Raw genomic sequence first — 22,758 nt, 5'->3', positions numbered from 1 at the left:
GGACATGCATAAGACGCTTCACCGCAGGGCTCGTGGCGGCGGGCTGGATCGCGATGGCCGCCGCCGCCGGGGCCGAGGACACGGCCCGGCGGTTGACCGTGGACGACCTTCTCGGCCTTGAGGCCTTCGGTCACGCCGACATCTCACCCGACGGCCGATATGCGATCTACGAAAGGCGGGCAGGCTACGACACCCTGGCGGAGGTCCGTCTGGGTGGACGCTCGACCCGAACCCTCATGGACCTTTGGCTGGCGGATTCCCAGCAGCCGTCCGCACCGCCCCGGCGTCTTCTCAACGGCGCCGGTCTGGGGCTGCAGCACGTGGCCTGGTCTCCGGCCGGCGACCGCCTGCTGATCACGCGTCTTCGCGGCCAGAGCTTCGAATATGGAATCGTCACCCTGTCTGACGGCTCCGTCACGTGGACGGGGCTGACGCCGGATCTCCCGCTCAATGGCGCTGCAGCGGCCTGGGCGTCCGATACGGTCGTCGTTCTTGTCGTTCGGCCCGACGGCAGTCTGCCGCTTCTGCTGGGCTACGACCAGACCGCAACGACAAGGCGCAGCGAAGCGTGGGAGCGGACGGCGCTCGGTGTTGAGCCGTCTCGCACGGTGATCGAGGCCCACGACGGCGTCCTGTCGACGGAAACGCCTGAGCCGATCCAGCGGCTCGTCCGCCTCGACGTCATGACAGGCGCGCTTCGGACACTGGCCGACGGTCGTATCGGCGACTTCGCCCTGTCGCCCGACGGCGCCAAGGCGGCGCTGATCCGAAGGGCAGAGCAGATTCCGCTGGCCCGGCCAGAACTGCTTCATATGGAGGACGACCGTCGACACAGACTGTCGCTCATCGATCTCGATACTGGAACGGAAACCCGGCCGACCGGCGACATGGATGTCGCTTTCCATCTCCTGCGGTGGTCGCCCGATTCCCGCAGCGTTCTGATCTGGGCGCGTCATGACGCCAATCGCTGGAGAGAGGGGCGTCTGGGTCAGGTCTCGGCCGCCGGCGCCGTCTGGTTCGAAACGCGCGGCCTCGATGTCGGCACGTCCGCCGAAGTCGTGTTGAACGGCGTCAAGGCGGACTGGATCGGCGCGGCTCCGGTTCTCTACGCCAAGGGCGCCGGGACCGAGCGCCGGGACTGGCATCTGCTGTCCGCGAACGAACCGCCCCAGGTTCTGACGCACGACATGGCCACGGCGCCTACGCGGATTGCAGCGGCGGGTCCAGACCGCCTCTATGTCTTCGCCGACGGCGGCTACTGGGCCCTGACGGCGGAGGGGATGCGCCGGTTGACGGAGGAGACGTCCACAGTCCGGGAAGCCGTCGTCTTCAACCCCGACCTCGGTCGCCGTTTGAAGGGGAATGAGGCGCCGCGCCGCGACTGGTCTTCGGCCCTCGGCGCCCGTGGGGAAAGCCTCGTCCTCACCGAGGTCGGCGCTGCGCGTTTCCAGGGTCTGGGCGGCAAGGAGGAGAGGGTGGTCGCCGTGTCGGCGCAGGGCGTTCTCACCCTCCGTCCCGAGGGTTTGTCGGAAACCCTGGTGCGGCGCAGCTCCGCTCCGCCGCAAGACCTCGACCGGGTCAACGAAACTCTTGAAGACATCGTCCTGACCGAAGCCGTGCCGATCCGGCATCCGGATGTGAACGGGAGCGAGACCACCAGCTGGCTGTTCCTGCCCCCGGGGCCCGCTCGGGACATTCGGGGCGTGATCGTCAAGGTCTATCCGGGCTGGGCCGACAACCAGGCTCGGGTCGATCCGCTCGCAATGACCTACGGCACCCGCCCGGAAGTCTTCGTCTCGGCGGGATATGCGATCCTCAGTCCCTCGATGCCGGGAGACGCCCTGGTCCAGGACCGGGGTGAGGCCTATGTCCGCAGCGCCGACCTGGCCGTTGACGCCGCTCACGCCGCCTATCCTGAGGCGCCCTTCGACCGCATGGTCCTCTGGGGCCACAGCTTCGGCGGTTACGCCACCCTGGAGATCGCCACGCGCTCGGATCGATACCGGTCCTATATCGCCTCCGCCCCCTTCAGCGACATGGCGGGAATGTGGGGCGAGTTCGACGGCCAGGGTCGTATCCAGCCGGAAAACGGCATCTTCTTTCGGTTCAATCAGGGTTGGACGGAGGTGGGGCAGGGGGCTTTGTCCACGCCGCCCTGGCGCGACCCCGAACTCTATGCGGCCTCCAGTCCATTCGGGCGGGCCGACCGCATCACGCGGCCTGTCCTCTTCCTCACGGCCGACATGGATTTCACCCCGATGAGCCAATCGGAGCGGATGTTCAGCGCCATCCTAAGGAACGGTGGCGACGCCCGGATGGTGACCTACTGGGGGGAGAAGCACCTGATCTGGAGCCCCGCCAACATTCGGGACTACTACGCTCAGATCTTCGACTGGCTCGATCGCAGCCTGTCCGAGCCGAGCCGGCTCACGCGGCGCGCCCCAGGCGATCCTCCCACAGACGTGTCCATCCCTCGAATGCCGCCAGCGCCAGGATGAACGCATGCCGCCCCCGCCAGATGAGGGCTTCGGGCGTGAGCTCGACCTCGGTGGCGGCTCGATCGATGAGGCCCAACGCCGCCAGCCGGCCGTCGATGAGCCAGGGCCTCAGGATGTCGAGGTTGTCGACGATCAGCCGGCCATAGAGGCGGGTCATCTCCCCCTTGGACCGCCGGTCGGCGATGACGGCTGGCAGCCGATCCCTGAAGGCGAGCCGCGCCAATCCCCGGTCGCGCCCTCGGGCCGTCAGCAAGGCGGTGGGAAGGCCGAGACAGGCCTCGACAACCGGCTGGGCGCATAGAGGATGGCGGACGTCGACGGTCTGGGACAGGACAGAAGGGCCATGATGGGAAACGCTGTCGGCCACCCCGGCGACATGAAAAGCCTTGGCGGGGCCAAAGTCCCCCAGGTCCCGGAGCCAGGGATGGGGAGCGAAGGGTCGACGAAGGGGAGAGAGGATCGGATGGGCCTGTTGCAGCGGTTCGTGTCCCGCGTTCTGGTGACCCAGCGCGGCCCGGATCATCGTCCAGATCGAAATTTCGTTGGCGGCGGCCAGTTCGGCCAGGTCCGGATGCTCGAGCGCGCGCCAGCCGCGCGCTTTCCAGAGATCGATGAAGACGTCAGTGGTGGCGGCCTGAAACAGAATGCTGTCGCCGCCCTTGCCGGTCATCAGAGCCCGGGCGCCCGCATCGATCACATGCCCTGACCAGGCGATATCCTGCCGATAATCGAGCCCGTTCAACCCCGGCCGGAAATCGCCGGAGATGGCCGCCAGCCAATCCGGATCCATCCGGCCCGCCACATGGGGCACGGACAGGGGGGTGAAGCCGAGCCTGCCGCCAAGTGCGGCGACGAAGACGCGTTCATCCGACTCCGCGTTAGCGCCATAGGCGTTGATCCAGAGGCGGGCCGGGTCAGGCCTTTGCCGAACAAGGCTGGAGGCGATGATGCTGGAGTCGAGCCCTCCAGACACCTCCGCGGCAAGCGGCCCGGGAAGGCTCGCCAGGCCGGCCACGGCCTCGTCGATCGCGGACCGGACCTCCTCCATCGCGGTATCCCGATCCGGCGCGGCGGCGAGACTTCGCCGGGCAATGTCCGCAGGCGTCCATAGGGGGTGGGCCGGCTCGTCTGGCGGAAGAGCCTGCAGGGTTCCGGGTTCGAGGGCCGTGGGACCGTCGATCAGAAGCTGACCGGTCGGAGCGACGACGGCGTGCAGGGCCTCAGCCAGACGATCAATGTTGATACGCCAGGCGGGACGAAGGACGTCGATCAGCCAGCGGGGGGCGGCGGAGGTTACGATCGTCAGTCCGTCCTGTGACCAGACCACGCATTCCAAGGCGCCCGACGGGTCGCGAAGAAGACTGGAGATCTGACCGCGGGCGCCGAAGAGGACCCCGACATATCGGCCCCAGAACCTCGCCATCAACTTGCGTTCATAGTCCCACGGATCATCGGGGGCCGTCCGGGGCAGCGCGGGCGAGCGCCGATCAAAGACATCGCCGATCAGGGTCCAGGCGCCGACGCGAACGGGCGTGGCGGGAACCGATCCCTTGACCGCGAGCCAGGCGGTCGGATTGAGCCTTCTGACAGTCAGGCCATGGACGGCTGCGGTCTGGACCAGTTGGTCCGAGCGAGCCTCGGCCGTCGGGTCGTCAGGCGCGCGACAGACGAGGACATAGTCGCCCACCGTCAGGCTCGCAGTATCGGCGTGTAGCGTCTCACCCGGGCGAGCCGGTCGCCGACCACGAGGTCGCCGATCTGCAGCCAGCAGTGGGCGCTGAAGGGCCAGGTCCTGACGCCGAAGATCCAGTCAGAGGCGACGCCGCGCGATGCCAGGTAGCAGCGCAGCTGGAAAGACCTCTGCAGGCATTCTCCCTCGAACGGAATCCAGGGCCGTACGCGACGGGCGGCCCCAGCCAAGTGGGCCAGCCGGACTTCGTCCTGGTCGATCGCGCGGCCCCGCAGGGCCCTATGAAACTCGGCCAGCACGGACAACGGCTTGCCGCGGAACAGGGCGGTGGCGACGATCCAGGCAAGGGCGGCGCGGGCGATCTCCAGGCGGGGCGGTTCGGGCGCCGGGGTGAGTTCGCGCATCGGAGGGATAGGGGGTCGGCGTCCCGCACCCAGGGGGGCGTCGCCGGCGAGCCCCGCGTCGCGAAGCCCCTCGGCGACCAGATCGCTGACCGGGAGGATACTGCCGTCCGGCTTAAGCTTAAGGAGCGCCGCGGCGCCCAACAGGCAGTCGTAACGGTCGCCCGCGACGTCGAGGATGACCACATCCTCGTCCACCACGGCCAGAAAGATGTCGGGATGACACCAGAGGTCAACAGTCATGGCGCTTCAAGGTCCGGGGATTGATCGGCGGCGCATGGGCGATTGAAGCGGCAAGCGGACGACCGCCTAGACGTCGGTCGTCCGCCCCGCGCTCAGCCCTCGGTCGGACGGATGCCGTTCTTGACGCCGGCTTCCTCGAACAGGGCTCCCATGCCGTCACGGGTCAGGGCCTTGGCGCTGCCGAAGCTGACGAGGCGGAGTGTGATCGTCTTCATTTCAGTCTCCCTTGGTTGATCGCCACGGATGTGGCCTGCTCAGGGAGCGCGCGACCGGCGCAGAAGCAAAGCTATATCCGGCGTATATCTGGATCAGCGTCCGGGCTTGGGCCGCCTGGAGGAGAGGTCATGCTTGCCTTCCTCGAGGAAGGTCGCCGCCTCTTGCGCACGCTGGTCACAGATCTCGGTCAGCTTGTCGAAAAAGTCGCCGAACGCCTCAATGAAGGCGCGGGCGTCGAGATCGTGAATACGATCTCCCATCTTCAGGTCGTAGGCCTGAAGCAGGATGGTGAAGGTGGTCATGAACTGGTTGTCCGCCGTGCGCACGGCGAACTCCGGGGACCCGATCGCGATCGCATGGAGCAGGCCATAGAAGTCGCTTCGCGTGACTTCGCTGAAGCGGTGCAGGTAGTCGAGATTCAGCCGACCGTGTCCGGCTTCGAAATGCTCATAGGTGCGCAGTCTCATGTGAAGTCCGTCCGCGACCTCCTGGGCTGACATATTCCGTGCCTTGCGGACCCGTTTGAGGGCGGCCGAGCGAAGGGCACCGTCATCCTGGGGGCTTAGCGAAACACGACTCATCAACCACACGCCCTTCCGCATCGATCGGTAGGGGATCGTGCGTCGAGAATGGCTCGCGATCAACGCCCGCGTGTGGAGAGCAGCGCCGGGCTTCGTCTCACCCGCCAATTATTTGCGGGTCGGTCCGCAATTTCTTGTGGGTGAGCCGACTTTAACTTGCGGATCGCGTGTTCCGGCTTCGCAACCCATTGGCGAGGCCGCATGACCTGTTGATAAGAGAAACTCTCCTTGTTCGGAGCAGTAATGGCGCGTCCCCGAGACCCATTCAGCCTGGCGCTCGAAAGCCTTCGGGATCGCGCGATGCAGGGCGTCTACCTGCCCGGCAGGTCGGTGGTCATCATCGAGGAAGCTCGCCGGCTGGGTCTGTCGACCACGCCGGTACGCGAGGCGCTCGCCTGGCTGTGTGGCGAGGGGTTGATGGAGCGGGCGCCGCGGGTGGGTTATGTCGCCCCGCGCGTCGATACGTCGCTGCTGCGGGATCGCTTCTGGGTCCGGTGCCGATGTCTTGAGACGAGCCTGGAGCTGACCGTCGGCCTGACCACAGCCTCCGTCCCCGCTTCGGACGTCTCCGGGGAAGTCGCGGTTCGAGACCTCTTCGATCGGCTCGTTCGCGCCACCGGAAACCGCGCGCTGATCGAGGCCTTCCGTCTCGTCGACGCCCAACTCCGAATGCTTGCCGAAACCGAGGCGCGCGTGTTCGGCGACGTCGCGGAGGAAGCGAACGAGTTGCTGCGCATCGAGACGGTGGGATCACAGACCCAGTTGCTGGCGGCGATCGTCGCCTATCATCGGCGACGGATCGACAGCGCCGCGGTCCTCGTTCTGGAGGTCGAACGCCGACGACAGCCCCCGGCGGCCGGGTAGATGCGGACGCGCCTCATCTTCCTCGCACTCGGCCTGCTGCTCGGGTGCCAGGGCGCGACCCAGGCCTTTGCCTGGCTCTATGATGACGCGCCTGCCCTCGGCGGCGCGCTACGCCTCGGCCCGGACGTCTCACTCTACCCGCCATGGTCGATCCTCGCCTGGAGGCTCCGGTTCGCCACTGAGGCGCAACAGGCCTTCACCTCCTGCTCGCCCCTGATCCTGCTCGGCGCCGTCGGCGGCCTTGGTCTTGGCGCGATGGCCGACGGCGGCTCCGCGATCCGCCGCGTGAGGGGCTGGGGCGGCCTGGACGACGCCAGGAAGGCCGGGTTGACGGCGACCGGCGGATGCGTCCTCGGCCTCCTGGGACGGCGATTGCTTGCTACGACCGACCTGCGGCCGAGCCTGGTCACCGGCGGCACGCGATCCGGCAAGGGACGCGGGCACGTGATGCCGACCCTTCTTTCGTGGAACGCGAGCGTGCTCGTCCATGACCCGAAGCGGGAGCTGTGGCGGCTGAGCGCGGGGTGGCGGTCGCGCTTCAGCCACGCCCTCTACTTCGATCCGCGCGATCCGGCCTCGGCCTGCTGGAATCCGCTCGCCGAAATCCTGCCGGGCCCGGGGGAACTGGCCCACGTCCAGCGCCTCGTCGCCATTCTCTCCGACCCCGGCGGCGCGCGTGACGACGAGGCGATCTGGGACAAGGCGGCTTCGGAGATCCTGGAAGCCGTGATCCTGCACGTCCTCTACACGGCGGAGGACGCCGACAAGACACTGCTGACCGTGCGCGGCATGCTCGCCGACCTCGACGACGCGGCCGACGTCATGGCGCGGGCCCTGCATCGGCCGGGGCAGGACGGAGAGCCCGAGACGCACCCGTTCATCGCCACTGCCGTCAAAGGCTATGCGGCGATGCACGATCGCTTCCGCACCTCCGTTCAGGGCACGGCGCGCTCCTACCTCAAGTGGCTGGCCGGGGAGGACATCGAGCGCTGCCTCTCGCGGTCCGACTTCGCCATGGGCGACCTGATGTGCGCGCCGGTTCCCCTGTCCCTCTACGTCCAGGTCGCGCCGGCCGATGCGGCGGCGCTGCGTCCGCTCGTCCGCCTGTTCTTCTATGCTGCGGCCCAGTCCCTGACGGTGCGGGAGGGCGAGGCCTCCGACGGTCGAAACAAACAGCACAATCTTCTGATGCTGATGGACGAGTTTCCCCTGCTCGGGCGCGTCACCTTCTTCGAGAAGTCCTTGCGGCTGCTGAGCGGTTACGGGGTCAAGGTCATGTTTGTCGCCCAGTCGCTGAACGACATCGTGGAGACCTATGGGTCAAACAACACCATCCTCGACAACTGCGCGGTCTACACCGCCTTCTCGGCCCTCGATCCCCTGACGCAGGACAAGGTCTCCAAGCTCACGGGGTCGGTTCTCGAGACACGGACGAGCCGAAGTTCCCCGGCCGGGCTGGGCGCAGGAAGGAGCTCGGTTTCGCGATCCCAGATCGAACGACCGCTGCTGGAGCCCGGCGAAGTCCGGTCCCTGCCGGACGACGACCAGCTGATCTTCGCCGCCGGCACTCGGCCCCTGAGGACACGAAAGCTCCTTTATGACCGGCGCGAGCCGTTCCGGACCCGGGCCCGTGACGCCGCACCCGACCAGGGCGAGCGGTTGGACGCGCCGCCGGCCTCCCCGCATCCCTGGTTGGGTCGCCGTGGCCTCGGCGAGGATCCGAAGGGCAGCCTGCCTCTGTTCAAGGAGGTGGCGGCGGCCATGGACGACCGGAAGGTCGCCGCGCGCGTGGCCGACATCTACGGGCGGGTGGCGCAGGAAATGGCCGCGCAGGACGCGGCGCTCGATCACCTGAAAGGACTGGGCGATGGCTAGACGAGACGCGGCGACCTGCAGGGTCCAGGTCTATCTCAACGACCCCAAGATTCTGGCGGGCCTCAACCGGGAGGCGCGCAGTGGCAGGATGCCGCTCAGCCAGGCGGCCGGCCGCGCCATCGCCCGGGGCCTGCAGAAGAGCCCCCAGGCCGATCCGGAGGACCGGTTGCTCCACCTTGAACGCTCCCTGCGCGACCATATGAAATCCACCGCCCGGGACATGCAGATCGTCCAGGAACTCCTGATCGAGGTCGCGAGGGCCTTCTTCCTGCGGCTTCCGGATGCCGTGGTCGACCAGGACCCCACGGTCCAGGCCGCCGTCGACCGCCGCATCGAGCGCCTGCTCGACGCGACGGCGGCACGGATCGTCGCTGGTCGCACGGACCGCCAGCCGGACGTTGCGTCCGACGATCGGTCGTTCGGCCAGGCCAACTGATGGCCAGCCATCCGATCATCGCCAGCCGCAAGCTGGAGGCGCTCCGGCATGCGCTCGGCGAGACCATCCTGGCAGCCCTGGTCGAGCCCGAGGTGGTCGAGATCCTCGCCAATCCCGATGGCCGGCTTGTCCTGGACCGGAGCGGCGAGGGGCGGCGGGACACAGGCGAGACCCTTTCAGCCGAGGCGCGGGAGCGGGTGGTCCGCCTGATCGCGGACTATGTCGGGGAGACCGTCACCCGCGACGATCCGAGACTGTCGGGCGTGCTCCCGGGCTCTGGCGAGCGGTTCCATGGCCTGCTCCCGCCGGTGACCCCGGCCCCCGCCTTCTCGATCCGCAAGCGCCCGGCCGTGATCTGGACCCTGGACGACTATGTGGTCGGGGGAATGATGACGCAGGGCCAGGCTCACGTGCTTCGGACGGCCGCCGCCGATCGGCTCAACATCCTCATCTCGGGAGGGACAGGCTCGGGCAAGACGACCCTGGCCAATGCCGTGCTCGCCGAGCCGGCCTTCGCCGGTGACCGTGTCTTTATGGTGGAGGATACGCCCGAGCTGCAATGCTCGGCCTGGGACGTCGTCTCTGTCCTCACCCGGCGGCAACCGGTCATGATCGGCGTCGTGGATTTGGTCCGCGACGCCCTGCGCATGCGACCCGACCGGATCGTGGTCGGCGAGATGCGAGATGGCGCTGCGGCGCTCGAGACCCTGAAGAGCTGGAACACCGGACATCCCGGCGGCCTGTCGACCATCCATGCGAACTCTGCCGACGATGTGCTTCGCCGTGTCGAGGACCTGATCACGGAGGTATCGACCCGGACGCCGCGCCGCGCCATCGCACAGGCGGTCGATCGCATCGTCCATATCCGCCGGACGGCGACCGGGCGGAAGGTCGAGGCCGTACTCGGCGTCGAGCCGTCGGGCGAGGACGCCTATGCGATCAGCCTTCTGGCCTGAGTCCTCCATCGATCTACATTAGTTGACAATCCTTCCGTCACCTACAATCTTGTCCGCAGTCCTAGGACAGCGGACAAATGCAATGAGCGGTATCAAGAGCCAGGACATCGTCGTCCTCCTGAAACTGGTGAGCCTCGAGCAGGAGCGCCTCCGGCTGCGCGACACAGGCGTCGAGCACAGGGAGGGGCCTCACACGGTGCGCGACCTGGAGATGCAGCTCGGCATCAGCAAGTCCGAGGTGAACAGCTCGATACGGCGAAGCCTTGCCTCCGGCCTCGCTCTCCGTGACCGCGTGGACAGACGCCCACGGGCCAATGCGCGCAGCCTGCTGGACTTCATCAGCCATGGTTTGAAGTTCGTCTTCCCGGCCACGCCGGGCGCCATGACGCGGGGCATGGCCACGGCCTTCGCTGCACCGATGCTGCAGGGCCTTCTGGTGAGCGCCGGCGAGTATATCTACGTCTGGCCGTCGCCCGACGGCGAGGTGGTGGGACAGGGCGTGAAGCCGCTGTTCAAGAGCGTCCCGGTCGCCGCTCGCCAGGACGACAGGCTCTACGAGTACCTGGCTCTCGTCGATGCGGTTCGCCTCGGCGGTCGCCGTGAATCCGACCTCGCCGGCGAGCGCCTGGCCGCGGCGATCCTCGCGCCATGAGCGTCCGGGGGCAGCTTCTCGCCATGCTTGAGCAGGTGGCCGAGGCCCTTGGCGAGGACCTGCGGGCGCGGATGGTCTTCGTCGGGGGATGCACCACGGCCTTCTTCGTCACCGACATCGCGACCCTGGAAGGGGTCCGGGCGACCGACGATGTCGACCTGGTCGTGGACCTCGCCGGCTATGGGGAGTGGGCGCGGCTGCAGGACGAGCTCATGGATCGAGGGTTCCGCGTCTCCGCCGAGGACGACGTGATCTGCCGCATGCGCCTGGGTGCGCTCAAGGTCGACGTCATGCCCGACGACCCGGAGATCCTGGGCTTCAGCAACCGATGGTACAGGCTCGGTATGGAGACGGCCGTCGAGCAGCCGTTGACCGACCGGCTCATGATCCGCCTGTTCACGCCGCCCCTCTTCCTCGCGACCAAGCTCGAGGCCTGGCTCGGCCGCGGCGCCGGGGACATGGTGATGAGCCGGGATCTGGAAGACGTCCTGCTGGTCGTCGACGGCCGCCCGGCCCTCGTCGATGAGGTGCGGGCCGCGGAGGCGCAGGTCCGCGTCTTCATCGCCGAACAGATCGCGGCGCTCATGCAGGGCAGGGATTTCAACCACCTCCTGGAAGACAATATCCGTGGCCCGGAGGGACGGACCGACATCGTCTACCGCCGCCTCGCCGACCTGGCTGCAAGCGGCGGCGGCCATGGGGTTTGACGTCGCCTGGCGGACCCGGACCGGACGACGCACCGCGGACAACCGCGACTGCGCCGGCCTGGGCGTGCGCGGCGACGAAGCGCTCTGCATTGTCCTGGACGGATCGACCCGGGGGCCCGACAGCGGCGCCCTGGCCCGCGACATCGCCCGGGGCCTGATCGACTGGTTTGTCGAACTCGAGAGCGCCGTCACCGCTGGAGCGTTGAAGGCAAAGCTCCGCGACCTGCACCAGGCGCTTGCTTCGCGCCGGCCGCGCGCCTCGGCGAGCTACGCGCTCGTTCACCTGAATGGCTCCGGCGACGGGCTGGCGCTGCATGCGGGCGACTGTCTGCTGGGACGGGTCCGCGCAGGGCGCGCCGAATGGCTCTTGCGCCCCGACACCCTCGCCAACGCCTTCGTCGACCTCGATATCGCGGCGATCGCGGCCGATCCGGCCCGGCATCGTCTGACGCGCAGCTTCAGACCCAGGGAGTTCATGCCGCCCTCCGCCCTCCCGCTTGAGGACGAGCGGGACCTGATCCTGGCGACCGACGGCTTCTGGGCCGATCTTCCCAATCCCGAACAGACCCGCTTCCTGGCGGGAGAGGACATTCCCCCTGGAGACCAGGCCGACGACCGGAGCGTCCTGCGCCTCCGCATACGCCCGGGCGACGGCGGTCTGACCCGGCTTGCGGAGGGGGGCAACGAGGGCTTTCACGTCCGCGTAGCGACGTCTTCGCGCTCCGCCTGACCGATAACGGCGCCGCCCGGCCCGACCGGCCAATCCGCCTCTCCGCCAATGAATATGGCGCCCGCGTTTTCTTCCAGAGAAACGGGTGAGCGCTACGCAAAACCGCGCGCGGACCGCACGGGGCCAAAGCCCCGCCACGACTGGACATGATTGGAAGTCGTCGCAAGTCGACCGGGGAGTTTCCGAGACTTCGCGAATAAGTCGCCACAAGTCGTCAGATGAGTTGTAGGGACTCGAATGTAAGTCAAAATACAGTCGCTCAAAATAATCGATCCACAGAGTTGACAGCCTGTGGATATATTTGCTTGCAATGTGTTGAGGCGCGGTGAGACGCGCTGAAAACAAAGGAAGCAGACATGCGACGGATACTGGGGCGCCGGCTTCTCGGCGCGATGACAACATGCGGCCTGTTGTTGGCCGGACCCGCCCTGGCCGGGGGATCCGGGATGCCGTGGGAGGGGCCGCTGCAGCAGGTGGTCGAGTCGATCACCGGACCGGTGGTTCAGGCCGCGGCCGTCGTGGCGGTGGTCGTCTTCGGCGCCGGCATCGCCATGAGCGAGAACGGATCCTCGATGCGCAGGGGCCTCGGCATCATGTTCGGTCTGTCGATCGCCTTCGCCGCCTCGACCTTCTTCCTCGACTTCTTCGGCTTCGCCGGCGGGGCGGAGATCGGGTGATGGCCGGCTTCGCTCACGACGGCCGTCCGGACGGCTGGGATCTTCCGGTCGCCCAGGCCCTGGCTGAACCCGTGCTGATGGCCGGGATGCCGAGGGACTATGCGATCGCCATGGGCACGATCGCCATGGTTCTCGGCCTGGCGCTGCGTATCTGGTGGCTGGGCCTGCTGTGGTGGGCGGCGGCCCACGCCATTGGCCTGTGGGCCGCCAAGGCGGATCGCCGCTTCTTCGATGTCCTGCGCCGGCACCTGGCCATGCCGGGCCATCTGGACGCGTGAGGCCGGAATGCGTTTTCTCGACGAGCATCGCAGACGACCGGCGGCCCTCGCCGATCACCTGCCCTGGGCGGCCCTGGTCGCCCCCGGCGTCATCCTGAACAAGGACGGCTCCTTCACCACCGGCTTCCGCTTTCGGGGGCCTGACCTCGAGTCCTCGACGGAGGACGAACTGATGGCGGTCCGGGCCCGGCTGAACAACGCGCTGAAGCGGCTCGGCACCGGCTGGTGCCTCCACATGGAAGCCCGTCGGCGCGAGGCGGCGCCCTATCCGGAAAGCGCCTTCGACCTCGACGTCGCCTGGCTCCTGGACGAGGAGCGCCGCAGCCGCTTTGAGGCCGGCGACCTGGCCTTCGAGACCGACTTCCGACTGGCCCTGACCTGGTTGCCGCCGGCCGACGAGACGCGTCGGATCGAACGCTGGCTGTTCGACGGTCTGGCCCGCAGCGGCGCCGACTGGAGCCAGGCCCTCGCCCTGTTCGCCCGTGAGGCGGAGACCACGCTCGACCTTCTGTCCGATGCCTTGCCCGAGATCGCAGTCCTGGACGACGCGTCCCTGCTGACTTGGCTACACGACTGCGTCTCCACGCGCCCCTTCCAGATCGCCGTCCCCGAGCAGCCGATGTTCCTGGACGCCTGGCTGGCGGACACCGATCTCTCCGGCGGCATCGCGCCGAAGCTCGGGACGCGCTGGCTCAAGGTCGTCTCCGTGCGCGGCCTGCCCTCCGTCACCCGGCCGGGGCTGCTCGATGCCTTGGGCGCCTTGCCGTTCCCCTACCGCTGGACCGCGCGCTGGATCGGCCTCGACAAGCCGGAAGCCGAGCGCGAGATCGTTAAGCTGAGGAAGCGCTGGTTCGCCAAGCGCAAGGGCGTCGGCGTCCTGCTTCGCGAAGCCATCACCAAGGAGGAGGTCCCGCTCCTCGACACCGACGCCGCCTCCAAGACCGAGGAATGCGACGGGGCCCTGGCGGCCCTCGGGGCCGAGGCCTGCGCCTTCGGCTATCTGACCATGACCGTGACGGTGCTGGATGCCACGGAGGAGGGGGCTGCCGCCAAGGCCCGCGCCATCGAAGCGGCGCTCAACGCACAGGGGCTCGTCGCCCGCATCGAGGATCTCAACGCGGTCGAGGCCTGGCTCGGCTCCCTCCCGGGCGAGCCCTATGCCGATGTCCGCCGGCCGATGGTCTCGACCCTGAACTTGGCCGATCTGCTGCCGGTCTCCGCAGTCTGGGCGGGCCCGGCCCTGGACGCCCACCTGGACGGTCCGCCCCTGGCGACGGCGCGAACGACGGGGTCGACGCCGTTTCGTCTCGTGCTGCACGTCGGGGACGTCGGGCACGCCATGGTCGTCGGACCGACGGGCTCGGGCAAGAGCGCCCTCCTGTCCTTTCTGGCCCTGCAGTGGTTCCGCTACCCGGACGCCCGCGTCGTCTTCTTCGACAAGGGCCGCTCGGCCCGCGCCGCCACCCTGGCGGCGGGCGGGCGGTGGCGCGCCCTCGAACCCGGGGCGAAGTTTTCGCTCCAGCCCCTGGCCCGGATCGACGAGGAGACCGAGCGGGCCTGGGCCTCGGAATGGATCGCCGAGACCGTCCGCCTGGCCGGTCTGGAGCCCGTACCCCGGATTCGCGAGGAGATCTGGGCGGCGCTGGGCGCGCTCGCCGATGCGCCCGTCAGCCAGCGCACCCTCACCCTGTTCTGCGCCCTGGTCCAGGACCGCGCCGTGGCGGCGGCCCTGGAGCCCCTGACGCTCAAGGGGCCTCACGGCGCCCTGCTGGACGGGGAGGGCGAAGCCCCCGCGCCCGGACGGTTCGACACCTTCGAGTTGGAGAGCCTGATGGCGACGCCGTCCGCGGTGGCTCCGGTCCTCTCGGCCCTCTTTCACCATCTGGAGAGGAGCTTCGACGGGCGGCCGACCCTGCTGATCCTCGACGAGGCCTGGCTCTTCCTCGGCGAGACCGCCTTCGCCGCCAAGATTCGTGAGTGGCTCAAGACTTTGCGCAAGAAACGGGTGGCGGTGATCTTCGCGACCCAGAGCCTGGACGATGTCGCGGCCTCGCCGATCGCCTCCACCCTCATCGAGAGCTGTCCGACCCAGGTCTTCCTGCCCAACCCGCGCGCGCTCGAGCCGTCATCCGCCCGGCTCTACGAGGGGTTCGGGCTCAACCGGCGGCAGCTGGAGCTGATCGCCTTCGCCACCCCCAAGAGGGCCTACTACTGGCGCCAGCCTCGCGGCCGCCGGCTATTTGATCTTCGTCTGACCGGCGTCGCCCTGGCCCTTTGCGGCTCCGGCGCGCCGGAAGACCAGACCCTCATCGACGACATCCTCGCGCGCTCCGGAGAGGCCGGATTCGCGCGCCAGTTCCTCACAGCCAAGGGAGTCCATCATGTCGACGCCGTCCTCGACGCCTTCGCCCCGCCGCTCGCGGCCGAGTAGTTCTCTTCGCGTCCTCGCCTCCGGGCTGGTCGCGGCCAGTTTCCTGGGCGCCGCGCCGGCCCCGGCCCCGGCCCAGCAGGTGGTGTTCGATCCCCGCAATCACATCGAGAACGCGCTGCAGGCGGCGCGTCAGCTGGAGAGCCTGGCCAATGAGGCCCGGACCCTGGCGGCATCCCCCTACAGCCACCTGACCCGGAACAGCCAGAGCCTGCGCGACATGGCGGAATTGGCCCGGACCGCCCGAGGGCTCGCGACCTCAGTCGAAGGCCTGGAACAGCAGTTCGCGGAGCTCTACCCGGACGACCTGTCCGGCGCCGACCTGGCCCGCCTGGTGGCGCAGGGCGAAGCGCGCACAGCCGCTGCCCGGCGAACGGCCGAGGATGTGGCTCGCACCGCGGCCGAACTCGAACGGCTCGGTCAGGGGCGCAACGGCCGGCTCACAGGCGCCCTGTCGGCGAGCGAGGCCGCCGTTGGGCAGACGGCGGCGATCCAGTCGTCGAACCAGATGCTGGCCGTCCTGGCCGAGGACCTCGCCGCGCTCCGGACCGTCATGCTGGCCCAATCCCGCTTGCTGGCCGAGACGACCGCCCGGGAGGCCGCCGACCGGGCCGCCGGAGACGAGGCCCGTCGCCGCCGCTGGTCCGCGCCGGTGACCACGCCGACCGCCCCGGTCTTCGATCCGCTGTCGCACGCACGGGACTGAGGAGCCCTCGAATGTCGGTCGGAACGGAAACCCCAAACGAGCTGATGGTGGTGTTCTCCAACACCATCTCGGCCGGGTTCGACGCCCTGCAGGGTTCGGTCAACGGCGTCTTCGGCCTGCTGATCGCCCTGGTCGTGGCCCTGACGGGCATCCAGTGGGCGATGTCGCCCAACCGGGAGGTGCTGGCGTCTGGGTTCGGCAAGGTCCTTCTGATCGGCGCCTTCGCCTGGCTGATCAACGACTGGCAGCGACTGTCGGAGACGATCTACGCCGGCTTCATCGAGCTCGGCCTCACCGCGGGCGGCGGCTCGCTCAGCCGTGCTGACTTCCTCAACCCCGGAGCCATCCTCGCACAGGGCTGGGAGATCGTGAAAGCGCTCGGCGAGACGCCCGCGCCCGTCGACAATCCGCTCGACGTCGTCGGCAACATGACCGACGCCCTGATCCTGGGCCTGGCCATGATCGGCATCATGCTGGCCTTCGCCGTGCTGGCCCTGCAGATCGTCGTCACCCTGCTGGAGTTCAAGATCGTCACCCTGGGCGGCTTCGTGCTCCTGCCCTTCGGCATCTGGAACAAGTCCGCCTTCCTGGCCGAACGGCCCCTCGGCTACGTCGTCTCCTCGGGTCTGAAGGTCCTGGCCCTGGCCATCGTGGTCTCGGGCGCGCGGACGATCTTCGATCAGCTACAGCCTTCGGCCAACCCCGACATCTACGAGGCCCTGAGCATCCTCGTGGCCGCCATCCTCCTGGCCATGCTGGCGCTGTTCATCCCCAACCTCGCCTCGGCCCTCGTGACCGGCGGCCCCGCGCTTGGAGCCGGCGCTGCCCTGGCCGGGACCCTGGCGGTCAGCGGCGCAGGCGCCCTGGCGGCCGGGGCCGTGGCCGGCGCCGGAGCCGCAGTCTCCGGCGGGGCGGCGCGGATGGCTGGGCCTGCGCGGGCGGCGGCGGGGGCGGGTTCCGGTCGGTCGCCGACGTCGCCGTCGGGACCCTGGTCGCCAGGTTCGGGCCCATCCGGTTCCGGGCCTTCCGGATCGGGGTCGCCGCGTCCGTCTAACGACAATCCCGCCCCCTCGGGCCCGCGCTCCGGCGGGCGAGGCCCTGGCGTCGCCGAGCCGGCGCGAGCCTGGGAGGGCGAGGTCGCATCGGCCGAGCCAGACCCTGCTGTCACCCAGGCTTCCATGTCGGGGGCGGGCGGGTCGGCCGCTGGACCCGATGGCGCGTCGTCCGGCCGGCCCTCGGCGACGATCGGACGCGAGGCCGAGGCCGCGCGCCGCGCCTTCCATCGCGCCGCGTCCGGATCCGCCCAGGCCGCACCGCGTCCGCCGGGGCGGGCTGCCGCTCTGCAGGCTTTCTTCGTCGCCAATGCCGGACGGGGCTTGCTCCCCGCCGGCGAGACCAGCGGCGTCCTGTCTCCCAACCTCCGGACAGAGGACCAGTGACCATGCATCCCTTCTTCCGCCCTCGACGCGTCCAGCCGTCCGCCCCCGAAGCGACGCCCTACCAGCGCGCGGGCCAGGTCTGGGACGACCGCATGGGTCTGTCGCTCGCCCATGCCCGCAACTGGCGGCGGATCGCGCTGGCCAACCTTGTCCTCGCCGGCTTTCTCGGCGCGGGCTGGTGGGTCCAGGCCGACCGGGCCGTGGTCAAGCCGTTCGTGGTGGAGGTCTCCGACTGGGGCGAGACCCAGAGGATCACGGCCATCGGCGGCCGCTACGATCCGACCGAGGCCCAGATCGGCCATGCCCTCGCGCGCTGGATTCGCGACGTCCGCTCCAAGTCCATCGATCCGATCGTGATCCGGCAGAACTGGCTGGCAGCCTACGATTTGCTGACGCCCCGGGCGGCGAGTTTCCTCAACGCCTGGGCCCAGTCGCATGACCCGTTCGCCGATGTCGGGCGCGAGGCGGTCAACGTCGAGATCCTCAATGTCGTGCGCCGCACCGAGCGGACCTACGACCTGCAATGGCGCGAGACCCGGTTCGTCAACGGCCAGCAGGCCGGGGTCGAGCGATGGCGCGCTCTGATCACGACCGGGCGCCAGGCGCCGCGGACCGAGGCTGAACTGATGAAAAACCCCCTTGGCATCAAAATCGAGGACATCTCATGGACCCCCGACGCCTCCTGATCCTGACCATCGCCGGGCTCGGCCTGACCGGCTGCGCCGTGCTTCGCGACCCGGCCCCGGCCCTCGGTCCCGCCATCGTCCTGTCGCCGTATCCCGTACCTCCGGCGGAGGCGCCCCACTCTCTGGAGACTGCGGCTTCCGCTGTGAGCGAGGGAGCTTTCGAGGAGACGCGCGCCGTGGATGGGGCGGAAGCCGAGCCGGCGAACAGCGGTCCTGTTCCTTATGAGACGGTCGCCGCGATCTCCTCCTCAGCGCCTGCTGCGCGTGCGGAAACCGCAACGCCGGCCGCTTCCGGACGACGCGCCATCGCGGCCGCCAACGTGGAGGCTCGGACGGCGTCGCAGTCCGACGCCTTTGTCGGCGGGGTGCAGGTGTTCGGCTGGTCCCCGGGTCGGGTCTATGAGGTCTGGACCGCGCCCCTGCGCGTCACCACCCTGACGCTCGGCGCCGGGGAGACCCTGGTCTCGAAAGCGGCGGGAGACACCGTTCGCTGGCAGATCGGCGAGACCACCTCGGGCGAGGGCGCAGGCCGGCGCATCCATGTTCTGCTCAAGCCGCTGCAACGCGGGCTGGAGACCAACCTGGTCCTCACCACCAACCGGCGTGTCTACCTGCTGGACCTGCGAAGCGGCGCGGCGGACGGGTTCAATGCGGCGATCGCCTGGGACGTCGGGGCGATGGACGAACCGGCGTCGCCCTTGGTCGAGGATGGTGTGGACCTACGCGTTCCCGACCCGGTCGCGACCCCGGAGGGCCCGCTCGACGCCCGCTACCGGATCGAGCCCCAGGGACGGCGAGCGCGGTGGACGCCGGTCTCGGTGTTCAACGACGGTCTGCGCACCTTCATCGCCTTTGATCCCGATCTGCACATCGATGAGGCGCCGGCCCTGTTCGTGATCGCGCCGGACGGCGAGGCGCAGATGGTCAACTACCGCCAGGCCGGGGGCCTCTTCATTGTCGACCGCGTGTTCGACCGCGCCGAGCTGAGACTTGGCGACCGGCGGCCCCAGGTCGTGCGCATCCGCCGTCTTCAGGGAGCCGCCCGATGACCCTTCCTCCTGACCCTCGCCCTGAGTCCGACACGGCCGAGGCCGATCAACCGGCCGCCAAGACGCCGCCGCCGGGCCTGTCGATGCGGGCGCCGCGTCCGCCAGCGACCCGCCTGCGAAAGTCCGTCGTCCAGGCGATCATGATCGGCGGGGCTGTGCTGGTCTCCGGCTCGCTGGCCTGGGCTTTCGTGATCCAGCCCGAACTGCGCGACAGCGCCCGCGCGCGGGCGGCGGAGGCCCGGGAGGACGAGGCGCGCGGCGTGGTGCGGCCGGCCGAGGCCGTGACCGAACAGCCGGCGACCTATGATCGTCTGCCCGAGCCGCGCACCGCCGCCGAGCCGGAGGCGGAACCGGGAGCGGTTGCGTCGTCCCGGACCGAGCCTGTGCGATCCTATGGCGGCGGGTCTGCGCCACGATCCGCGCCGCGAGACCAGGGGCCGGGACCGCAGGAACTGGCGGCGCGATCGGGGCTGTTCTTTGAAACGGCGCAAGGCTCGGCGACGCCGGGGGAGCGAGCGCCGGCTGGCGGGTCCCCCCGGGCCGGTGGCGCCGACGCCGCCGGCATCGGCGCCACCTACAACGGCCATGTGCTGACCGCGCCCCTCTCGCCCTACGAGTTGAAGGCGGGCGCCATCATCCCCGCCGTGCTTCTGACCGGCGTGGACACCTCGCGGGCGGGACCCGTCGTGGCGACGGTGTCCCAAAACGTCTTCGACTCGGTGAGCGGCCGCCACCTGGTTCTGCCCCAGGGAACGCGGCTGATCGGCCGGCATGAGGGTGAGAGCGCCTATGGCGACCGCCGCGCCTTCCTGGCCTGGGACCGATTGATCCTGCCCAACGGCAAGAGCCTGGTCCTGACGGAGGAGCCCGGGGTGGACGCCCAGGGCGCCGTCGGCGTGCGGGGATCGGTCGATCGTCGGCTGTTGCCGCTTTTTGTCGGGACCCTGTTCGCCGGCGCCATCACGACCCTTGGCCAGATTGCGCGGGACGGCGATGACCGCAGCTCCGGCGGCCTGCTCGGCGACGCCGGCGACGCGGCCGCCATCGAGGGGTCGCAGGTCGGCGGGCGATTGGTCGATCGCGAGCTCCAGGTCCGACCTTCGATCCGGCTCCGGCCCGGCGCCTCCGTTCGGGTGATGATCACCCGGGACCTGATCCTGGAGCCCTACCAGCCATGACTTCGCCCCTGGACAATGGAAATCGCTGGGCGGCCCTTGGAGTCACCGTCTTCGTTCTTGGCTGCGTCGCCGCGGTCGCAGACCGGACCCCGGCCCTGGCGCTCGTCAACGAAAGCCCGAGCCTGCCCAAGGGGCTCTATCTCCGTGAGATCGGCGCCGCACCCGGTCGCGGCGCCACCGTCGCCCTGCCGCAGCCGCCGGAGGCCCAGCGCTATCTCGGCGCCCTCGGGATGCCGGTCGACGTCCTGCTGATCAAGCGGGTGGCGGCGGTCGGGGGGGACCTCGTCTGCCGGGGCGAGGCCGGGGTGACGGCCGCCGGTCGGACCGCGCCAGTCCTGGAGCGCGACGGCCGTGGCGAGCCGCTGCCGCAGTGGCGAGGGTGCCGGCGGCTCGGCCCGGGCGAGCTGTTCGTCCTGGGAGACACGCCGGGCAGTTTCGACAGCCGGTATTTTGGACCCGTTGCCCTTGGCGATGTCGACGGGGTGTTCCGGGAGACCCTGACATGGTGAAGATCTGTTTGGTGGCGGCGACGGCTTTGCTCTGGCCTGCGGCGTCCCAGGCCCAGTCGATCGACTGGCGTGAGGCGGGCGGCGACCTGTTCGGACGGCCGGCGGCGGTCGAAACGGTCGAGGTCGCCGACGCCGCGGGCTTCGCGGCTCGGCTTCCGCCCCTGTCTCAGCCGTTCATGGAGGCGATCGACCGGGCGGCGGATCGGCACGGGTTCGACCCCAAGCTCCTCCACGCGCTGGTGATCACGGAGTCTGCCTATCGCGCCGACGCATGCTCGTCCGCGGGCGCCTGCGGCCTGACCCAGTTGATGCCAGGGACCGCAGCCGAATTGGGGGTAAACGATCGATTCGACGTGGAGCAGAACCTCTCCGGCGGAGCCGACTATCTGGCCCGTCAGCTGATGCGCTTCGGGGACGTCCGCCTGGCGCTCGCGGCGTACAATTCCGGGCCCGGTCGCGTCGCCCGGCTCGGCCGCATCCCCGAGATCGCCGCGACCCGCGCCTATGTCGTCAGCGTTGTAGAATGCTACCTGGCGCTCTCCGCCGGACGCGGGGCTCGGAACTCCCGGGAGTGTCGGCCGCCGGAGGGCGGGCTGTGATCGCCGGGATGCAAGCCGGGCACACGGAACCGGAGGCCGGCGATGACGACCTGCTGACACGCAAGGAAGCCTCAGCCTTCCTCGTCCAGTTCGGCATTCGCATGAAGCCCGAGACGCTCGCCCGATTGTGGTCGACGGGGGGCAATGGTCCGCCCTGCCGGCACGTTCGGCACAAGCCCTACTATCCGAGGGGCGTGCTCAGGACCTGGGCCCTGGCCCAGGTCAGCGACCTGCGCGCATCAGCCCCGCCCGCAGCACGGGGGCGTCGCCATGGCTGATCCGCAATCACAGCCGGTGTCTGATCGCAGCATGCTGACGGTGGCGGACTTGCTGGTGGATCCGGCGGTCAGCTTCGCCCTGAAGGAGGTGCTGCGCGCCTGGGAGATGCGCGACCCGGTCGACGCGGCGCTGGACGCCCGGATCCTCGCCGATCTTCTCGAGCGCCGGGCGGACGAGGCTGTGTCATGGGCGTCGTGACCGACGGGCGTCCGGGCGGCGCTGACGATCGCCTGCTCGCATGGCCGGCTGTTCACGCCGTGACTGGCCTCAGCCGCACCACCGCCTGGCGAATGCAGAAGGCGGGGGATTTTCCACTGCCGGTCCTGGTGTCGCGGGGCCGGGTGGGATGGTGGGAGAGCGAATTGGCCGCATGGAAGCTGGCGCGGGCCCCGCGTCGTCCGGCCGAGCCCCGGCTGTTCGAGGCTTCAGCCGACCCGGAACGGCAAGGCGGCAGCCGCCCCGTCGCCCCCGCGAGTAAGGCTCCTGCGACGACGACCCCTGCCGGTGAGCCGGTGCAGGAGAGCGCGGCATCCGTCGGACGCCGGGGCTCCAAGACCTCGCCTGGCCAGATCGCCTTCGACTTCGGAAGCTAGGAAATCGGCTCTTTGGACGGAAGGCGTCGGAAGCGCACGCGATCTGCGCCGACGATCAGAAAGGCGTCGAAGCCGGCGTCGCCCCAGGCCCTGCGCTGGACGTGGGTCGTATCCGGGTCGGTAACGTTGGCCCACCACTGGGGCCGCGCCGCGCTCTTGGGCAGCATATAGCCGATCTTGCGCTCCATCTCGGCGAAGGTGAGTTCGAACTCGTCGAGTTTCTGTTTGCGTAGGTAGTCGCGGAGAGGATCGTATTTGGCCATCCCTGACAGTCTATCCGGCGGGCGCTGGCCTTGAAAGGCGCGGTTGTGCTCGACGCCGCCGGACTGGCGACGCGTCTGCGATCGGCGTCCTGCTCGGCTTCGTGGCGCCGCCGGTCCCGTCGTCGCCCCAGTTGCGGACGGCAGCGACCGCCGATTTTTCGGACCGCGATCCGCCCAGGTCCTGCGCCGACGGCCACGCCGCGGCGGCTAGAACCGGGACGGAAG

General features: G+C 69.2%; 26 protein-coding genes. 21 read left to right on the top strand and 5 right to left on the bottom strand.

From position 1 onward, the window contains the following. The first annotated feature begins 53 nt into the window (after positions 1-53). Positions 54-2,498, top strand: a complete 2,445-nt coding sequence (locus ABIB58_RS07560; protein ID WP_354040066.1) for a S9 family peptidase — start codon at positions 54-56, stop codon at positions 2,496-2,498. Here the strand turns inward: ABIB58_RS07560 and ABIB58_RS07555 are convergent. The 4 genes from ABIB58_RS07555 to ABIB58_RS07540 all read right to left on the bottom strand — a co-directional run bounded on the left by ABIB58_RS07555 (position 2,428) and on the right by ABIB58_RS07540 (position 5,629). Beyond that, a complete protein-coding gene (locus ABIB58_RS07555) occupies positions 2,428-3,825 on the bottom strand; it encodes an asparagine synthase-related protein (RefSeq protein ID WP_354040152.1) in 1,398 nt (465 codons plus the stop codon). The genes ABIB58_RS07560 and ABIB58_RS07555 overlap by 71 nt on opposite strands. Positions 3,826-4,187: 362 nt before the next feature. Then, positions 4,188-4,832 carry a lasso peptide biosynthesis B2 protein gene (locus tag ABIB58_RS07550; RefSeq protein WP_354040064.1) on the bottom strand — a complete coding sequence of 215 codons (645 nt, stop codon included), beginning with the start codon at positions 4,830-4,832 and terminating at the stop codon, positions 4,188-4,190. Between the two features lie 92 nt (positions 4,833-4,924). Then, positions 4,925-5,047: a hypothetical protein gene (locus tag ABIB58_RS07545; protein ID WP_354040062.1), complete on the bottom strand. Its 123-nt coding sequence runs from the start codon at positions 5,045-5,047 to the stop codon at positions 4,925-4,927. 93 nt (positions 5,048-5,140) lie between these two features. Then, positions 5,141-5,629 carry a helix-turn-helix domain-containing protein gene (locus ABIB58_RS07540; protein WP_354040150.1) on the bottom strand — a complete coding sequence of 163 codons (489 nt, stop codon included), beginning with the start codon at positions 5,627-5,629 and terminating at the stop codon, positions 5,141-5,143. A 243-nt stretch (positions 5,630-5,872) separates the two neighbouring features. Here ABIB58_RS07540 and ABIB58_RS07535 point away from each other — a divergent pair, with 243 nt between their 5' ends. From ABIB58_RS07535 to ABIB58_RS07440, 20 genes are all read left to right on the top strand, one after another. Further along, on the top strand, positions 5,873-6,493 hold the full coding sequence (locus ABIB58_RS07535; protein WP_191554979.1) for a GntR family transcriptional regulator: 621 nt from the start codon (positions 5,873-5,875) through the stop codon (positions 6,491-6,493). Further along, positions 6,494-8,368: a type IV secretory system conjugative DNA transfer family protein gene (locus tag ABIB58_RS07530; protein ID WP_354040059.1), complete on the top strand. Its 1,875-nt coding sequence runs from the start codon at positions 6,494-6,496 to the stop codon at positions 8,366-8,368. After that, complete coding sequence (locus ABIB58_RS07525; RefSeq protein ID WP_191554981.1) at positions 8,361-8,804, top strand: hypothetical protein; 444 nt, start codon at positions 8,361-8,363, stop codon at positions 8,802-8,804. The genes ABIB58_RS07530 and ABIB58_RS07525 overlap by 8 nt, the downstream gene beginning before the upstream one ends. Further along, positions 8,804-9,760, top strand: coding sequence for a P-type conjugative transfer ATPase TrbB (trbB, locus tag ABIB58_RS07520; protein WP_191554982.1), 957 nt, complete (start codon positions 8,804-8,806; stop codon positions 9,758-9,760). Before ABIB58_RS07525 ends, trbB begins: the two co-directional genes overlap by 1 nt. 82 nt (positions 9,761-9,842) lie before the next feature. Further along, complete coding sequence (locus tag ABIB58_RS07515) at positions 9,843-10,412, top strand: hypothetical protein (RefSeq protein ID WP_224761178.1); 570 nt, start codon at positions 9,843-9,845, stop codon at positions 10,410-10,412. Further along, positions 10,409-11,119 carry a hypothetical protein gene (locus ABIB58_RS07510; protein WP_191554983.1) on the top strand — a complete coding sequence of 237 codons (711 nt, stop codon included), beginning with the start codon at positions 10,409-10,411 and terminating at the stop codon, positions 11,117-11,119. Before ABIB58_RS07515 ends, ABIB58_RS07510 begins: the two co-directional genes overlap by 4 nt. Continuing rightward, positions 11,109-11,849, top strand: coding sequence for a hypothetical protein (locus ABIB58_RS07505; protein WP_191554984.1), 741 nt, complete (start codon positions 11,109-11,111; stop codon positions 11,847-11,849). Before ABIB58_RS07510 ends, ABIB58_RS07505 begins: the two co-directional genes overlap by 11 nt. A 356-nt stretch (positions 11,850-12,205) precedes the next feature. Further along, on the top strand, positions 12,206-12,526 hold the full coding sequence (locus ABIB58_RS07500) for a TrbC/VirB2 family type IV secretion system protein (protein ID WP_191554985.1): 321 nt from the start codon (positions 12,206-12,208) through the stop codon (positions 12,524-12,526). Further along, positions 12,526-12,804: a VirB3 family type IV secretion system protein gene (locus ABIB58_RS07495; protein ID WP_191554986.1), complete on the top strand. Its 279-nt coding sequence runs from the start codon at positions 12,526-12,528 to the stop codon at positions 12,802-12,804. The genes ABIB58_RS07500 and ABIB58_RS07495 overlap by 1 nt, the downstream gene beginning before the upstream one ends. 7 nt (positions 12,805-12,811) lie before the next feature. Then, on the top strand, positions 12,812-15,235 hold the full coding sequence (gene trbE / locus ABIB58_RS07490) for a conjugal transfer protein TrbE (protein ID WP_191554987.1): 2,424 nt from the start codon (positions 12,812-12,814) through the stop codon (positions 15,233-15,235). Beyond that, positions 15,186-15,938 carry a TrbJ/VirB5 family protein gene (locus tag ABIB58_RS07485; RefSeq protein ID WP_354040054.1) on the top strand — a complete coding sequence of 251 codons (753 nt, stop codon included), beginning with the start codon at positions 15,186-15,188 and terminating at the stop codon, positions 15,936-15,938. The genes trbE and ABIB58_RS07485 overlap by 50 nt, the downstream gene beginning before the upstream one ends. An 11-nt stretch (positions 15,939-15,949) precedes the next feature. Beyond that, positions 15,950-17,377: a P-type conjugative transfer protein TrbL gene (gene trbL, locus ABIB58_RS07480; RefSeq protein WP_354040052.1), complete on the top strand. Its 1,428-nt coding sequence runs from the start codon at positions 15,950-15,952 to the stop codon at positions 17,375-17,377. Positions 17,378-17,379: 2 nt separating this feature from the next. After that, positions 17,380-18,063 carry a conjugal transfer protein TrbF gene (gene trbF / locus ABIB58_RS07475; RefSeq protein WP_354040050.1) on the top strand — a complete coding sequence of 228 codons (684 nt, stop codon included), beginning with the start codon at positions 17,380-17,382 and terminating at the stop codon, positions 18,061-18,063. Further along, positions 18,042-19,112, top strand: a complete 1,071-nt coding sequence (locus ABIB58_RS07470; protein WP_191554989.1) for a TrbG/VirB9 family P-type conjugative transfer protein — start codon at positions 18,042-18,044, stop codon at positions 19,110-19,112. The genes trbF and ABIB58_RS07470 overlap by 22 nt, the downstream gene beginning before the upstream one ends. Further along, positions 19,109-20,290 (top strand): TraB/TrbI/VirB10 family type IV secretion system protein, encoded by a 1,182-nt coding sequence (locus tag ABIB58_RS07465; protein ID WP_354040047.1) that lies wholly within the window; start codon positions 19,109-19,111, stop codon positions 20,288-20,290. The genes ABIB58_RS07470 and ABIB58_RS07465 overlap by 4 nt, the downstream gene beginning before the upstream one ends. Next, positions 20,287-20,799 carry a S26 family signal peptidase gene (locus tag ABIB58_RS07460; protein ID WP_354040045.1) on the top strand — a complete coding sequence of 171 codons (513 nt, stop codon included), beginning with the start codon at positions 20,287-20,289 and terminating at the stop codon, positions 20,797-20,799. The genes ABIB58_RS07465 and ABIB58_RS07460 overlap by 4 nt, the downstream gene beginning before the upstream one ends. Further along, a complete protein-coding gene (locus ABIB58_RS07455) occupies positions 20,793-21,398 on the top strand; it encodes a lytic transglycosylase domain-containing protein (RefSeq protein WP_354040043.1) in 606 nt (201 codons plus the stop codon). The genes ABIB58_RS07460 and ABIB58_RS07455 overlap by 7 nt, the downstream gene beginning before the upstream one ends. An 8-nt stretch (positions 21,399-21,406) precedes the next feature. Next, a complete protein-coding gene (locus tag ABIB58_RS07450; RefSeq protein WP_354040041.1) occupies positions 21,407-21,676 on the top strand; it encodes a hypothetical protein in 270 nt (89 codons plus the stop codon). Continuing rightward, entirely contained in the window at positions 21,669-21,875 is a 207-nt protein-coding gene (locus tag ABIB58_RS07445; RefSeq protein ID WP_354040039.1) for a hypothetical protein, read from the top strand. The genes ABIB58_RS07450 and ABIB58_RS07445 overlap by 8 nt, the downstream gene beginning before the upstream one ends. Next, positions 21,863-22,270, top strand: a complete 408-nt coding sequence (locus ABIB58_RS07440) for a helix-turn-helix transcriptional regulator (RefSeq protein ID WP_354040037.1) — start codon at positions 21,863-21,865, stop codon at positions 22,268-22,270. Before ABIB58_RS07445 ends, ABIB58_RS07440 begins: the two co-directional genes overlap by 13 nt. On the opposite strand, the gene ABIB58_RS07435 is transcribed toward ABIB58_RS07440, so the two are convergent. Further along, positions 22,267-22,533: a DUF7662 domain-containing protein gene (locus ABIB58_RS07435; protein ID WP_354040035.1), complete on the bottom strand. Its 267-nt coding sequence runs from the start codon at positions 22,531-22,533 to the stop codon at positions 22,267-22,269. The two genes, ABIB58_RS07440 and ABIB58_RS07435, sit on opposite strands and share 4 nt — an antisense overlap. Positions 22,534-22,758 lie beyond the last annotated feature (225 nt).

The sequence above is a fragment of the Brevundimonas sp. UYEF29 genome (assembly GCF_040546195.1).
Lineage (GTDB): Bacteria > Pseudomonadota > Alphaproteobacteria > Caulobacterales > Caulobacteraceae > Brevundimonas > Brevundimonas huaxiensis.
This window is presented reverse-complemented; position numbering and strand designations above follow the sequence as displayed.